Origin of the sequence: Sphingomonas sp. SORGH_AS_0870 (assembly GCF_031453175.1) — a bacterium.
GTDB lineage: Bacteria > Pseudomonadota > Alphaproteobacteria > Sphingomonadales > Sphingomonadaceae > Sphingomonas.
The window spans coordinates 652,524-667,102 of sequence record NZ_JAVIYW010000002.1; the positions used below are offsets into that span (position 1 = coordinate 652,524).

The 14,579-nt window shown below is 68.7% G+C and carries 10 protein-coding genes; 8 read left to right on the forward strand and 2 right to left on the reverse strand.

What is annotated here, in order from left to right; genetic code table 11:
• Positions 1–29: 29 nt before the first annotated feature.
• From QE363_RS03545 to QE363_RS03580, 8 genes are all read left to right on the forward strand, one after another.
• Positions 30–1,949: a methyl-accepting chemotaxis protein gene (locus QE363_RS03545; protein ID WP_309691929.1), complete on the forward strand. Its 1,920-nt coding sequence runs from the start codon at positions 30–32 to the stop codon at positions 1,947–1,949.
• A 202-nt stretch (positions 1,950–2,151) separates the two neighbouring features.
• Entirely contained in the window at positions 2,152–3,846 is a 1,695-nt protein-coding gene (locus QE363_RS03550; protein ID WP_309691931.1) for a methyl-accepting chemotaxis protein, read from the forward strand.
• Entirely contained in the window at positions 3,843–4,334 is a 492-nt protein-coding gene (locus QE363_RS03555; RefSeq protein ID WP_307102393.1) for a chemotaxis protein CheW, read from the forward strand. The genes QE363_RS03550 and QE363_RS03555 overlap by 4 nt, the downstream gene beginning before the upstream one ends.
• A 69-nt stretch (positions 4,335–4,403) precedes the next feature.
• Positions 4,404–5,255, forward strand: a complete 852-nt coding sequence (locus QE363_RS03560) for a protein-glutamate O-methyltransferase CheR (RefSeq protein ID WP_309691934.1) — start codon at positions 4,404–4,406, stop codon at positions 5,253–5,255.
• Positions 5,255–6,334, forward strand: a complete 1,080-nt coding sequence (locus tag QE363_RS03565; RefSeq protein WP_307102397.1) for a chemotaxis response regulator protein-glutamate methylesterase — start codon at positions 5,255–5,257, stop codon at positions 6,332–6,334. Before QE363_RS03560 ends, QE363_RS03565 begins: the two co-directional genes overlap by 1 nt.
• A 14-nt stretch (positions 6,335–6,348) precedes the next feature.
• The gene (locus QE363_RS03570) at positions 6,349–8,082 is read left to right on the forward strand and encodes a hypothetical protein (protein ID WP_309691938.1); all 1,734 of its coding nucleotides are present in this window, start codon (positions 6,349–6,351) and stop codon (positions 8,080–8,082) included.
• A 172-nt stretch (positions 8,083–8,254) separates the two neighbouring features.
• Positions 8,255–9,979: a ubiquinone-dependent pyruvate dehydrogenase gene (gene poxB / locus QE363_RS03575; protein ID WP_309691941.1), complete on the forward strand. Its 1,725-nt coding sequence runs from the start codon at positions 8,255–8,257 to the stop codon at positions 9,977–9,979.
• The gene (locus QE363_RS03580) at positions 9,976–10,491 is read left to right on the forward strand and encodes an FUSC family protein (protein WP_307102404.1); all 516 of its coding nucleotides are present in this window, start codon (positions 9,976–9,978) and stop codon (positions 10,489–10,491) included. The genes poxB and QE363_RS03580 overlap by 4 nt, the downstream gene beginning before the upstream one ends.
• A 10-nt stretch (positions 10,492–10,501) precedes the next feature.
• Here the strand turns inward: QE363_RS03580 and QE363_RS03585 are convergent, their stop codons facing one another.
• Together QE363_RS03585 and QE363_RS03590 are read right to left on the reverse strand one after the other, a co-directional pair.
• Positions 10,502–13,144, reverse strand: coding sequence for a cellulosome protein (locus QE363_RS03585; RefSeq protein WP_309691944.1), 2,643 nt, complete (start codon positions 13,142–13,144; stop codon positions 10,502–10,504).
• 14 nt (positions 13,145–13,158) lie between these two features.
• The gene (locus tag QE363_RS03590; protein WP_309691945.1) at positions 13,159–14,565 is read right to left on the reverse strand and encodes an MFS transporter; all 1,407 of its coding nucleotides are present in this window, start codon (positions 14,563–14,565) and stop codon (positions 13,159–13,161) included.
• Positions 14,566–14,579: the final 14 nt, after the last annotated feature.

Below are 14,579 nucleotides of genomic sequence, written 5' to 3' on the forward strand. Positions count from 1 at the left end.
CAAGAACATAACCTCTTAGGAACAGTAAAATGCGTTTCCATGCCTCGCTCAAGACCACGTCGCATGTCGATGCCGCCACGATGGAAATCACCCGGTTGCAGCGCGCCTTCGCCCAGGGGCGGACGCAGGAGCGGGCCGATCTGACCGGCGCGACCGGCAAGGCGCGCGACATTCTGGTCGCGGTGAACGAGATGATCGAAGCGGCGGCGTCCCCCACCGCCGCCTTTACCCGGCGGCTGTCGCACATGGCCGCCGAGCATGATCGCGGCGATATCGACGCGATGCTGCCGGTCGACGATTTCCACGGTGACCTCGCCGCCGCCGCCCGCCTGGTCAACGACCTGGTCGCCAGCCATATCGCGGTCAAGAAGATGGCGATGGCCTGCGTCAAGTCGCTGGGCGAGGGCGATTTCGAGGCGCCGCTGGCGCCGCTGCCCGGCAAGAAGGCGTTCATCAACGACACGATCGAGCAGCTTCGCGGCAATCTGAAGGGCCTGATCGCCGAGATGAACACCATGTCGGCCGAGCATGATCGCGGCGATATCGACGTCTTCGTGCCGGTCGAGCGGTTCCAGGGCGACTTCGCGGCGATGGCCAAGGGCCTCAACGACATGGTGGCCAACCATATCGCCGCTAAGAAGAAGGCGATGGCCTGCATCAAGCAGTTCGGCGAGGGCGATTTCGACGCGCCGATGGAGCAGCTGCCCGGCAAGAAGGCCTTTATCAACGAGACGATCGAGCTGCTGCGCACCAATTTCAAGGCGATCATCGGCGAAATCCAGCGGCTGATCGCCGCCTCGACCGCGGGGCAGCTGAGCGAGCGGGGCGAGGCCCAGCGCTTCCCCGGCGACTTCGCGCGTCTGGTCCAGGGCATCAACGGGATGCTCGACGCGATCCTGCTGCCGATCGGCGAGGGCAACCGGGTGCTCAATCTCGTCAGCACGGGCTCGCTGCTCGAACGGGTCGAGATTGCGTGCGAGGGCGATCATCGCCGGATGAAGGATGCGATCAACAATCTGGTCGACAATCTGACCAGCTTTGCGATCAACGTGTCGGGCGCGGCGGATCTGGTCGCGGCGGGCAGCCAGCAGCTGTCCTCCTCGTCGGAGCAGGTGAGCCAGGGCGCGACCGAACAGGCCGCCGCCGCCGAAGAGGCCTCGGCCTCGATGGAGCAGATGGCCGCCAACATCAAACAGAATGCCGACAACGCGACCCAGACCGAGAAAATCGCGCGCCAGTCCTCGCAGGATGCCGAGATCAGCGGGGCGGCGGTGCAGAAGGCGGTCGTCGCGATGCGCACCATCGCCGAGAAGATCAGCATCGTGCAGGAGATCGCCCGCCAGACCGACCTGCTGGCCCTGAACGCCGCCGTCGAGGCGGCGCGCGCGGGCGAACATGGTCGCGGCTTCGCGGTGGTCGCCGCCGAGGTCCGCAAGCTGGCCGAGCGCAGCCAGACGGCGGCGGCCGAGATCAGCGGCATGTCCTCGGACACCGTCGCCGCCGCCACCCAGGCGGGCGAGATGCTGACCAGGCTGGTCCCCGACATCCGACGTACCGCCGAACTGGTCGCCGAGATCAGTGCCGCGTGTCGCGAACAGGATATCGGCGCGGTCCAGATCAACGAGGCGATCCAGCAGCTCGACAAGGTGACCCAGCAGAACGCCTCGGCCTCCGAGCAGATATCGGGCACGTCGACCGAACTGGCGGGCCAGGCCGAGGATTTGCAGGAGAGCATCGCCTTCTTCCAAGTGGCGCAGGAGGCGCGACCGGCGGCGGCCAAGTCGGCGGTGCGCAAGCCCGCGCCGCGTCCGGCGGCGGCCAAGGCGCGGCCCGGCGGCGGACGTGCGGGATCGGTGGCCGACCAGCAGGCGCGCCTGCGCGGCTTCGCGCTCGACATGACCAGCGGCGGCCCGGATGGCGAGGATGTGGATTTCGGCCGAGTCGCCTGACGTCGCCATCGGGGGCAGGGTATCGGGGGCGGGGCGTCGCATTGCCTCGCTCCCGGACGCCATCGCCGCGCAAGGCCGCGTAAAATCGGCACAAGAGCATCCGCTCTGAACCAATCCTTCATCAGTTGCCGGTTAATTGATGATCGGAATTTTATGGGTGATTCGAAACCACCTCGAAAGGTGGTTCTTACGGGGACTGACGATGCGCGCAACCATCAAGATGAAGTTGGCCGGGACATTCGCGGTAGTATTGTTGCTATTGGCGGTGGTCGTCGGGGTCGGCATTTCCAAGATCAACGTTTTGAACACCATGATCGCGGACATCATCGATGGACCGGCCAGGCGCATCCAGCTCTCGTTGACCGCCGATGGTGATATCGGCCGCGCGATCCGCGCCGAAAAGAACATGATGCTGACCCAGGATGCGGCGGCGAACCGCAATTTCGAGGCGCTGTTCGCGCAATATGACGCCAAGATCCAGGAAAGCCTGAACGGCGGGCTGAAGATCGCCACCGAGCAGGGGCGTCCGGTCTGGACCAAGGCGCTGGAGGACTGGCGCGCCTACAAGGCGGTCAGCGAGCGGGCGCGCGGCCTGGCGATGGAGAATCGCAATGCCGAGGCCGCGCAGATCTCGATGACCGAGGGGCGCACCATCGCCACCAATCTGAGCGAGACGCTGGGCAAGTTGGCGATCATCACCCAGGGGCAGATGGTCAAGGCCAATGCCGAGTCGGACGCGCTCTACGCATCGGCGCGCACCACCATGTTCACCACCGCCGCGGTCGCGCTGCTGATCGCGATCTGCGGTGCGGTGTGGATCGCGCTGCTGGTGTCCAACGGGCTGCGCAAGGTCGGCGAGGCCATGTCCGCGGTGGCCGAAGGCGACCTGAACAACGAAGTGTCGGTTCGCAGCAATGACGAGATCAAGGATCTGGTCGACACGGTGAACCGGATGACCGGCCGCCTGCGCGACACGATCACCCAGACCGCCCAGGCGGCGCAGAATGTCGCGAGCGGCAGCCAGCAGCTGTCCTCCTCGTCGGAGCAGGTGAGCCAGGGGGCGACCGAACAGGCCGCCGCCGCCGAGGAGGCCTCGGCCTCGATGGAGCAGATGGCCGCCAACATCAAACAGAATGCCGACAACGCGACCCAGACCGAGAAGATCGCCCGCCAGTCCTCGCAGGACGCCGAACAGAGTGGTGCGGCGGTGCAGAAGGCGGTCGTCGCGATGCGCACCATCGCCGAGAAGATCGGCATCGTGCAGGAAATCGCCCGCCAGACCGACCTGCTGGCGCTGAACGCGGCGGTCGAGGCGGCCCGCGCAGGCGAACATGGTCGCGGCTTCGCGGTCGTCGCTGCCGAGGTCCGCAAGCTGGCCGAGCGCAGCCAGACGGCGGCGGCCGAGATCAGCGGCATGTCCTCGGACACCGTCGCCGCCGCCACCCAGGCGGGCGAGATGCTGACCAGGCTGGTCCCCGACATCCGACGTACCGCCGAACTGGTCGCCGAGATCAGTGCCGCCTGCCGCGAACAGGATATCGGCGCGGTCCAGATCAACGAGGCGATCCAGCAGCTCGACAAGGTGACCCAGCAGAACGCCTCGGCCTCCGAGCAGATCTCGTCCACCTCGGAGGAACTGGCGAGCCAGGCCGAGGAGCTTCAGGAAGGCATCGCCTTCTTCCAGGTCGACACGATCGGCCATGGGGCTCCCGCCCGCACGCCGCATAACCGCCGCCCGGCCTCGCGCCCGGCCGTCGCCAAGGTCAGGGCCAAGGCCCCGTCGCCCGCGCGGCCCGGCTCGGTCGCCGACCAGCAGGCGCGGGTGCGCGGCTTCGCGCTCGACCTGACCAATGGCGGCCCGGACGGCGAAGACGCCGAATTCGGACGCGCGGCATGAGCGCGGCGGGGGGAGACATCCAGGTCGTGGTCTTCGGTCTGGGGGACGAGGAGTTCGCGCTTCCCGTGACCGCAGTCCGTGAGATTCTGGACCATCGTCCGGCCTATCGGGTGCCCGCCGCGCCCGAATGGTTCCTGGGCCTGACCGATGTGCGCGGCCTGTCGGTGCCGATGGTCGATCTGCGGTCGCGGCTGGGATTGCCGCCGGTCGAACCGACGCTGACGACCCGGATCCTGGTCGTGGACATGACCGGCGCGGGGGGCGCGCCGCTCGCGCTGGGGCTGGTGGTCGACCGGGTGCTCGACGTCAGCACCTTCGCCGCCGACTCGGTGGAGGGCTCGCCCGATATCGGCGGCCGCTGGCGGTCGCAGCAGATCGAGGCGATCCTGCGGCGCGGGGCGGGCTTCGTCGCGCTGCTCGACCCCGCCCGGCTGTTCGGCGCCGATGACGGGCCCGACGCGCTGGCGACCCTGGGCCTGGCGGCCTGATCCTTCTTGCAACCGGCCGCCCGGCGCGGCGGCCGGTCCCTTTCCTTCCGGCGAACAGGAGCCGACCCCTTGAGCAATCTGGCCCGCGTGGCAGACACGACCGATGCGCTGCAACCGCGCGATTTCGATCGGCTTGCCGCCTATATCTACAAGGAGTGCGGCATCCGCCTGCCGCCGGTCAAGATCACCATGATCGAGGGGCGGCTGCGCCGCCGGGTGCGCGCCAACGGCCTGTCCAGCCTGCGCGACTATTGCGGCTGGCTGTTCGACGGCAATCATCTGGAGGGGGAGCGCGAGCATCTGCTGAACGCGGTCACCACCAACAAGACCGACTTTTTCCGCGAACCCAAGCATTTCGACTATCTGGTCGATACCGCGCTGCCCAAGATGCACCGCGAGGGCGTGCGCCAGCTGCGGGTGTGGAGCGCGGCCTGCTCGACGGGGGCGGAGCCCTATACGCTGGCGATGCTGCTCGATGCCTATGCCCAGGACAAGGGCGGCCCCGATTTCGGCATCCTGGCGACCGATCTGGACAGCGAGGTGCTGCGCACCGCCCGGCGCGGCGTCTATCCGGCGGCGATGCTGGACCCGGTGCCGACCGCGCTGCGCAACCGCTATGTGATGCGGCCGAGCGATCCCAAGCGCGGCGAGATGCGGATCGTGCCCGCCCTCCGCTCGGCAATCGGCTTCGCGCAGATGAACCTGATGGACGAACGCTATCCGGTGGGCGATGCGATGGACATCATCTTCTGCCGCAACGTGCTGATCTATTTCGACAAGCCGACCCAGGAAAAGGTGGTGTCGCGGCTGGTCGCCTGTCTGCGGCCCGGCGGGCTGATCTTCCTGGGCCATTCGGAATCGATCGCCGGGTTCCAGCTGCCGCTGCGCCCGGTCGCCAACACCGTGTTCGAGCGCGTCTGATGCCGGTCAAGAAGATCCGCGTCCTCGTCATCGACGACAGCGCGAGCGTCCGCCAGGCGATGACCGCGATCCTGTCCGCCGATCCGGCGATCGAGGTGATCGCGGCGGCCGCCGATCCCTTCGCTGCGGCGCGCTATATCCAGGAGGAGGTGCCCGACGTCATCACGCTCGACGTCGAGATGCCGCGCATGGACGGCATCACCTTCCTGCGCAAGCTGATGGCGCAGCGCCCGGTGCCGGTCGTCATGTGCTCCTCGCTGGTCGAGGAGGGGTCGGAGACGCTGCTCCAGGCGCTGGAGGCCGGCGCGGTCGACGTGATCCTGAAGCCGCGCGTCGGGGTGGCGGACCATCTGGCCGAGGCGCATCTGATGATCCGCGAGACGGTCAAGGGCGCCGCCACCGCGCGGCTGGGCGCGCGGCGACAGGGGCGGACCACCGCCCCGGCACGCAAGCTGACCGCCGATGCCGTCCTGCCGCCGCCGACCGGCCGCGCGATGAGCCGCACGACCGAGATGGTGGTGTGCATCGGCGCGTCGACCGGCGGGACCGAGGCGCTTCGCGAGGTGCTGGAGGCGCTGCCCGCCAATTCGCCGGGCATCGTCATCGTCCAGCATATGCCCGAAAGCTTCACCCGCGCCTTCGCCAAGCGGCTCGACGGGCTGTGCCAGGTCGACGTCAAGGAGGCCGAGGATGGCGACACGGTGATGCGCGGCCGGGTGCTGATCGCGCCCGGCGGCCTGCGCCACACCATGCTGGAACGGCAGGGCGCGCGCTATGTCGTGTCGGTGCGCGAAGGACCGCTGGTCTCACGCCATCGCCCGTCGGTCGACGTACTGTTCCGTTCGGCGGCGCGCAACGCCGGGGCCAATGCGGTCGGCATCATCCTGACCGGCATGGGCGACGACGGCGCGCGCGGCCTGCTGGAGATGAAGCAGGCGGGCGCGCGCACCTTCGCGCAGGACGAGGCGACCTCGATCGTCTTCGGCATGCCCAAGGAAGCGATCGCGCGCGGCGCGCATGACAGGATCATCCCGCTGGGCAGCGTCGCGCGCGAACTGCTGCAAGCCACGGCCCGCTGAGAAGGGGAAATACCATGTTGATGGCACGGATCGATACGCCCCTGGCCACCCCCGTCCTGGGACCTGTTTTGGGTGATGCCCCGTCGGTCGGGGAACTGGCCGATCATCTGCAAGGCGAGATGACGGGGCTGGAGGATGCCTTTCGCCAGACTGGCGAGGCGCTGGCCTCGGCGATCGACACTATCGACGGGCTGGCGCAGGGGCTGGCGGCGATCCGCGAGTCGCTGTCGCCCGAGACCGCCGGGGTCGCCGTCACCCGGCTGCGCGACGTCGCCTATCGCCTGATCACCCTGCCGATGATCCAGGCGCGCCGCGCGGTCGAGGTCGAGACGCTGAACGGCCGTACGCGCGAGCTGCGCGGGCTGCTGGGCGAAGTGGGCATGATCCTGAAGCTGCTCGGCATCTATGGCATGAACATCAAGATCGCCTCGTCGGGCGAGCCGTCCTTCCTGAACTTCGTGGTCGGCATGGACGAGAAGCTGGCCAGCGGTCGGAACGAGCTGCGCCATATCGAACAGGATCTGGGCCAGTTCAACCAGGTCATCGGCGAGGTGCAGGCCGCCGACCAGCGGCTGGCCCGCGAATGCGCGAGCGCCGGGGGGACGGTGCCGTCCGAACTGACCGGCAATGCCAATGCGTTGCAGGACCATGTGAACGCGGTGATGCGCACCACCGACGAGGTGGCGGGCATCATGCGCACCGTGCAGGGCGAGGTGGCGCGCATCCTGGGCGCGATCCAGATCGGCGACAGCGTGCGCCAGCGCGCCGAGCATGTGATCACAATCCTGCGCCGCATCGCGCCCGCGACGATCGGCGACGTGCCGCCGGTGCCGCCCGGCGCCGCCGCGCATCTGGCCCGGCTGGCCGCCGCGCAGATGGAGGCGATGTCCGATGATTTCGGGCGGGAGATCGTCGCGATCGTCCAGTCGCTCGAACGGCTGGGGCCGCTGGCCGATCATCTGCGCACGCTGCTGGGTTCGCACAATGCCGATGACGGGCAGATCCTGGTCCGGCTGGAACTGGACATCGCCAAGCTGACCAGCGTCACCGACCAGCTGTGCGACGCCGACGGGCATCTCGCCGAACTGACCGGCTTCGTCAGTCGGACGCTGGCCGATCTGACCCAGGGGCTCAGCCGGATCCGCAACATCGCGACCAGCGTGCAGGACATCTCGACCAATACCCAGTTGCTGTGCCGTCGCCACGGCACCCTGGGCCGCGCGGTCGCGGTCATCGCCAAGGAGGTCGCCCCCTGCGCCAGCCGTCTGGACCAGTTGAGCGTCGCGGTCGGTCGGCTGGTCGGCGTGCTGGCGGCGATCGATCTGGTGCAGGACAGCACGCAGGACGGCACGGTGCGCACGCGCGGCGCGCTGAACGACGCGCTGGCGGTGGTCCGCGCGGCCTGCGAAAGCTCCAGCGCGGTGATGGCCAAGGGCGATGGCGACGCGCAGCGCGTGCTGGCGTCGCTCCAGGCGAGTGCCAGCGACCTGGCCGAACAGCGCGCCTTTGCCGACACGCTGGCGACCGCCGCGCAGGGGCTGGCCCTCTATGCCGGGCAGCAGGGTCATGCGGCCGATGCGGGCGCGCTGACCGCCGAGGATTTCGCCGCGCTGACCGAGCTGCTGCCCTGGGGCGGGAAGCCTCTACACCATGGCGTGCGAGCGGGTGATCCATGCGGACTTCCTGTTGCCCGGCATGGCGGTGCCCGCGCCGTCTGTCGCGGCGGTCACCTTCGACGACGACGATGACGGGCTGTTCTGATCCTGTCCGCGGGCCGCGCCCGTCCCGGCGGCGGGGCGGGCGAGGGTTACGATAGCTTCACCCGTCCGTCACGAAGCCAATCGGCTCACCAATCGTTTCGCTCCTGCAGCATGAACGGGGACCCGCCTGTCCCCGTGGCACAGCAAGGGACCTAGCGAGATGGCCGAGACGATCGCCGACCTTTTGAACCGCACGCTGATCGAGGCGGGTGTGGCGCGAATCTGGGGCGTGACGGGCGACAGCCTGAACGCGTTCAACGATTCGCTCCGCAAGTCGGGCAAGATCGACTGGATGCATGTCCGCAACGAGGAGGCGGGCGCCTTCGCCGCCGGGGCCGAGGCGGCGGCGACCGGCGCGCTGGCGGTGTGCGCGGGCAGTTGCGGGCCGGGCAATCTCCATCTCATCAACGGCCTGTTCGACTGCCACCGCAACCGCGTTCCCGTGCTCGCCATCGCCGCGCATATCCCGTCGAGCGAGATCGGCCTGAACTATTTCCAGGAGACCCACCCGACCGAGCTGTTCCGCGAGTGCAGCCATTTCTGCGAGATGGTGCAGGATGCGCGGCAGATGCCCGAGATCCTCCACCGTGCGATCCGCACCGCGATCGGCCAGCGCGGCGTCGCGGTGCTGGTGATCCCCGGCGATGTCGCGTTGCAGACCGCGCCCGCGACGCGCGCCATTCCCTTCCCCGCCCTTGCCGCGCCGCGCCTCGTGCCCGACGCGCAGGCGCTGGGGCAGGTCGCCGCGCTGCTCAACGAATCCAGGGCGGTGACGCTGCTGTGCGGCGCGGGCACGGCGGGCGCGCATGACGAGGTGGTCGCGCTGGCCGAGGCGCTGAAGGCCCCGATCGTCCATGCCTATCGCGGCAAGGAATGGATTGAATATGACAATCCCTATGATGTCGGGATGACCGGGCTGATCGGCTTCTCGTCGGGCTATCACGCGATGATGGAGTGCGACACGCTGCTGATGCTGGGCACCGACTTTCCCTATCGGAACTTCTATCCCGAAAAGGCGAAGGTGGTGCAGGTCGACCGTGATCCCGGCGCGCTGGGGCGGCGCGTGCCGCTCGACCTGGGGGTGGTCGCCGATGTCGGCGAGGTCGCGCGCGGCCTGATCCCGCTGATCACCGGCGAGCGCGACGGGCGCTTCCTGGACAAGGCGCGCGCGCATTATCGCGACGCGCGAAAGGGGCTGGACGATCTCGCCACCCCGCGCGACGGCGACAAGCCGCTCCACCCGCAATATGTCGCCCGGCTGGTCGACCGGATCGCGGCCGAGGATGCGGTCTTCACCGCCGATGTCGGCACGCCTGCCGTCTGGGCGGCACGCTATCTGACGATGAACGGCAAGCGGCGGCTGATCGGATCGTTCAACCACGGATCGATGGCCAATGCGCTGCCCCAGGCGCTGGGCGTGCAGGGGGCGTATCCCGCGCGGCAGGTGGTGTCGCTGTCGGGCGATGGCGGGCTGACCATGTTGATGGGCGACATGCTGACCGCCGTGCAGATGAAGTTGCCGGTCAAGATCGTCGTCTTTAACAATCGCTCGCTGGGTTTCGTCCAGATGGAGCAGAAGGCGGCGGGCTATGTCGATACCAATGTGTCGCTGCACAATCCCGACTTCGCCGCCATCGCGCGCGAGATGGGCTATTTCGGGGTGCGCGTCACCCGCTCGGACGCCTTGGAGGAGGCCCTGCGCGCGGCGTTCGCGCATGACGGGCCCGCGCTGGTCGATGTCGTGACCGAGACCCAGGAGCTGATCATGCCCCCCAAGATCCAGGCCGAGCAGGTCAAGGGCTTCAGCCTGTACGCCGCGCGCGCGGTGCTGAGCGGACGCGGGGACGAGGTGATCGAATTGGCCAGGGCCAATCTCTTCCGGTGATCCGGCGGCTTGCCCTGAGGGACTGGGTCGGGCAGCGCCTGTCGCGGGCGGACACGATCCGCAGCGTGGCGTTCGTCGCGCGCTGCACCGGCGCGGCGGTGCTGGCGCTGGTGGTGGCGAACCGGCTGGGACTCGACCATCCGGTCTGGGCCAGCGTCTCGGCGCTGGTCGTGTCGCAGGACACGCTGGGCGACACGCACCGGTCGCTGAGCTGGCGGATCGTCGCGACGGTGATCGGCGTGGGGGTCGCGGTGCTGGTCGCGCTGATCCTGCACGGGGCGGGGCCGGTGGCGATGCTGGCGGTGGCGGTGGGGATCACCGCCGCCGTCGCGCGGCTGCGCACCGAGCTGCGCGTGTGCATGTGGACCTCGGTCATCGTCCTGCTGACCGTACCGCCCGGCGGCACCATCCTGACCGCGGCGCTCGCCCGCGCGCAGGAGGTGCTGCTGGGCGTCGCGATCGGCGCGGCGCTCCACTGGGTGGCGGAACGGTTGCTGTTCCGCCGGGCCTAGCCGCGGGAGGTCATCGGCCGGGCATCGGCGCGATCGTGATGCGGTCGATATTGGGGGCGTAGCGCGACCGCAGCAGGACACCGGGCCAGGTCTGCGACGCATAGGTGCGGCCGTCCCATTCGGGCTGTTCCTCGCCCGAGATGCGGATCGTGTTCGCGCCGGCGCGCAGCGTGACGGGCACCGTCATCTCCCACCAGTTATTGGCATGGAAGCTGTTGGGGAAGGTGGCGAGCAGCGGCTTGGCGCCGTTGACCGAGATGCGCGCGATCCGGGCGAGCGGGTCGGGATTATAGTGCGTCGCCTTGGACTGTTCGTCGTTGGAAAAGCGGATGGTCAGCGCATAGGTGCCCGCCCGGTCGGCCATGACGCGAGGGAAGGTCAGCGTGTTGCCGTTGCCGGTCGCGCCGCCGATGTCGAACACCGCGCGTCCTCCCTCGGCGCGCGAGGCGGTGCCGATCCGCGCGGTTCCGGCGACCTGCGCCTCTTCGGCCTGATAGCGATGCGGGGCGGCGGGGGCGGCCTCGCGGGTGACGCGCAGCGCGCGCAGCACGGGCGATCCGCCTGCGCCGCCGACCACCACCTTGTTGATCCCGCCCAGCAGGAAGGCGCGACCGTCGGTCAGCGTGCGGCCATTGACCGTCATGCGCGCCGTGCCGCCGCGCATATCCGCCGCCAGCCGCATCGGCCCGTCCTGCGGCGCATAGACCCAGAAGGTCGCGCTCTTCCCCGGCGACAGGGTGACGCCGTCGCCCGCGGGGGCGGGATCGCCGTGCAGCACCGCGTCCTGCACGTCGTACAGCGCGGTCGTCGGCGCCGGATCGGCGGCGGTCAGGGTGATCCGGTCGACCAGCGCATTGCCCTGGGTGTGGCGGCGCCCGTCCCGGCTGCGCGTCGACAGGGTCAGCACGTGCCGCCCCTGCGTCAGCGACAGCACCGTATCGACATGATCGAGCACCGATGGCTTGTAGCCCAGCGGCAGCAGCAGCTCGGTCTCGCCCGCCGCCTTGCCGTCGATGGTCAGGAAGACGTTGGTCGCCCCCTGCGCCTGTGCCAGCGGGTCCTTGTTGAAGGTGCTGGCCAGCACCCGCAGGTCGTAGCGGCCGGTGCGCGGCACATCGACCGCGAAGTCCAGCGCGGCATCGTGGCCGGTCGCGAATCCCTCGACCGAATAGCGGCCCGAGGTGTGGAAGCGATCGACATTGTCGGGCGATCCCTCGGGCCCGCGCAGCGTTAGGCCGGTGCCCCGGCGGGTCGCCTGTTCCGCCTCGTAATCCTGCCGCCAGGGCAGGGTGACGGCGGCGGGCCGTGCGGCCTGGCCGGGGGTCAGGACCAGCTCATAGGCGGCTTCCTCGCGCAGGGCGGGCAGGCCGTCCTGGCCGAAGCGCATCTCCACCCGCCCGTCGCGGACCGGCAGGACGCGGTCGGCGATCAGGTGGGGCGGGGTGGCGTCACCCAGCTGGCCGGTCCAGCCGATCTCGCGCACCCGCGCGCGCACCGTTCCGCCGAACAGCGCGGGAATCCGGTCGAGCGCGACGATCGCGTCGCCGCTCTTGCCGCCGAACAACAGCCGCGCCTGGTGCCGGGCGGGATCGAGCGTCGCCAGCCCCTGCAGCGTATAGCTCTGGTCCGGGTGCGGCGGCGTGACCGCCAGCGTATGGCCGCTCATCGTCGCATAGGCGTTGAGCAGCCACCATTGCCCGTTGCCGCGATTGGCCTGCACCGCCGAGTCGCTGAGATTGCCGTCGATATTCCAATAGGCGATGTCGGCATCGACCTTGGAATCCTCGATCGCGGCGACCCATTGCACCATCTGGCCGGGAACGGAGGTGTGGTAGTTATAGGCATATTCGTTGATGTTGATCGGCAGGTGGCGGCCCTGCCACCTGGTCCCGGCGAACAGCCTGTCCTCCCATTGCCGATATTGGCGCACGCTGGTGCGCACCGTCGCCGGGTTGCTGAGTTCGTGCCAGGTGATGACGTCGGGCACCGTGTCGGCCGCGATGGCGTGGCGCAGGAAGCCCTCCACCTCGGGGAACAGGATGCTGGTATTGGGCCCGGCGACCCGCGCATCGGGCATCTCCTGCCGGATCATGCGATAGGCGCGGTCCCAGGCGTCGTTGAAGACGGTCGGGTCCTTCTGCCAGCGCACGCCGTTGCAGCTCTTGGGACCGTCGGCGAACATGTTCCCGTCGGGCTCGTTATAGGGGACGAAGACGATGCGGTCGCGATAGCGCTTGGCCATGCCCTTCACCTGGCGGACCTGCGCGCGGAGCTTTTCGATATAGGCCGCGACCGACTGGGCGCAGTCGCCCGTCTTCCAGTTGTACGGGAATTCGCGGTTGATGTCGGTCATGTAGATATAGGTGTCGCCGCCCGACGCATCGGTCAGCAGCGTCGCCACCTCCAGCGCGTCGGCGCCGGGATGCTGCGGCCCGTCCTGCGCCTTGGTCGAGACAGTGCGCAGGCCGATGCCCTCGACCAGATTGGGATGCGGCAACCGCGCATCGTACAGGCCATAGAGCGTGCCCGACGCGCCCCCGTGAAACGCGCCGGTGTCGCTCGACAGGTCGACCGTGATCCGGTCCTGCGCGGTGGCCAAGGTCGCGGTCGATCCGAGCAGTGCGGCAAGCATCAGGCGAAGCGGGGAGGGCATCAGGCGGGCTTTCGTCAGGAGGAGCATGGAGCGCGCTCGGCGGTCATGCGCTCGATCGTCGCGCGGGTCAGGATCAGGCGGGCGGCGGTGGCGGCGAGCGCCAGGTGCATCAGGCCGGGGATGAGGGTCGACAGCGCGCGGATGCCGGTCAGCGACAGCGGTGTCTGGTTGCCCGCCCCCGCCCGGTACGACACGATGACCAGCACCCCGCTGATCAGCACGCCCGCCAGCGCCCAGGCCAGCTTCACGAAGAACTGGTTGAAGGCGAAGCTCATGCCCGAGGAGCGCATGCCGAGCTTCCACTCGCCATATTGGTCGGCCAGCTGGATCAGGGTGAAGTGCAGCGGCAGGGTGCAGCCCAGCACGACGCAGCACAGCCCGACCAGCACCAGCCACAGCATCGGATGGCCGCCCGGCACGAAGAAGGCGGCGAAATGCCCCGCGACCAGGATCAGGTTCACCCCGACATAGACGGTCTTCACGTCGAACCGCCGGGTGAAGAAGGGCACGATCACCGATCCCAGGAACCCGCCCGCCGTCGCCGTGCCGAAGAACAGCGCCTGATAGGTCGTGTCGCCGCCCAGCACATAGGTGATGAAATAGAGGGCGGCGCCTCCCTTGGTATTGAAGATGCCGATCAGCAGCAGCGTCATGACGAAGGTCAGGCGCAGCTGGTCGTTCTTCAGCGTGGTGGCGACCGCGACCTTCAGCGGCACCTCGGCCGAGTCGGCGGCGACCACCCGCTCGCGCACGAACAGGAAGCAGATCAGGAACATCGCGACCGCCGCCAGCGACAGGATCGCCACCCCGTCCCGGTAACCGCGCGCGATGTCGGTGCCGCCCAGCTGGCGGACCATGATCGGCAGGCCGACCGACACGCAGAAGGAGGCGATGGCGACCAGCGCGAACCGCACCGACTGGCACGCCACGCCCTCGCGCGCGCTGTCGGTCATGCGGGTGATCAGCGCGCAATAGGGCACGTTGTTGAGCGAATAGGAGAAGGCGAGCAGGAAATAGGTCGCCGCCGCATAGGCGACCTTGCCGTCATAGCCGAGATCGGGCGACTGGAAGGTCAGGAAACAGCTCAGGCCCACGGGAATTGCGGTCCACAGCAGATAGGGGCGGAACCGCCCCCAGCGGGTGGAGGTGCGGTCGGCCATGATCCCGATCAGCGGGTCGGAGATCGCGTCGAAGATGCGCAGCGACAGGAACAGGATGCCGACGATCCCCGGCGCCAGCCCGAAGACGTCGGTATAGTAGAAGGTCAGGAAATTGGCGATCAGCCCGGTGACGATCGTGCCCCCGGCATCGCCCAGCCCGTAACAGACCTTCTCGACGAACGGGATCGAAGCGGCGACGGCGGCATCGCTCCGCTGTGCTCCGTTCGCCGCTATGGCGTGGTCCGCCCCCGATGCCGCCATGACCCTCTCCCTTG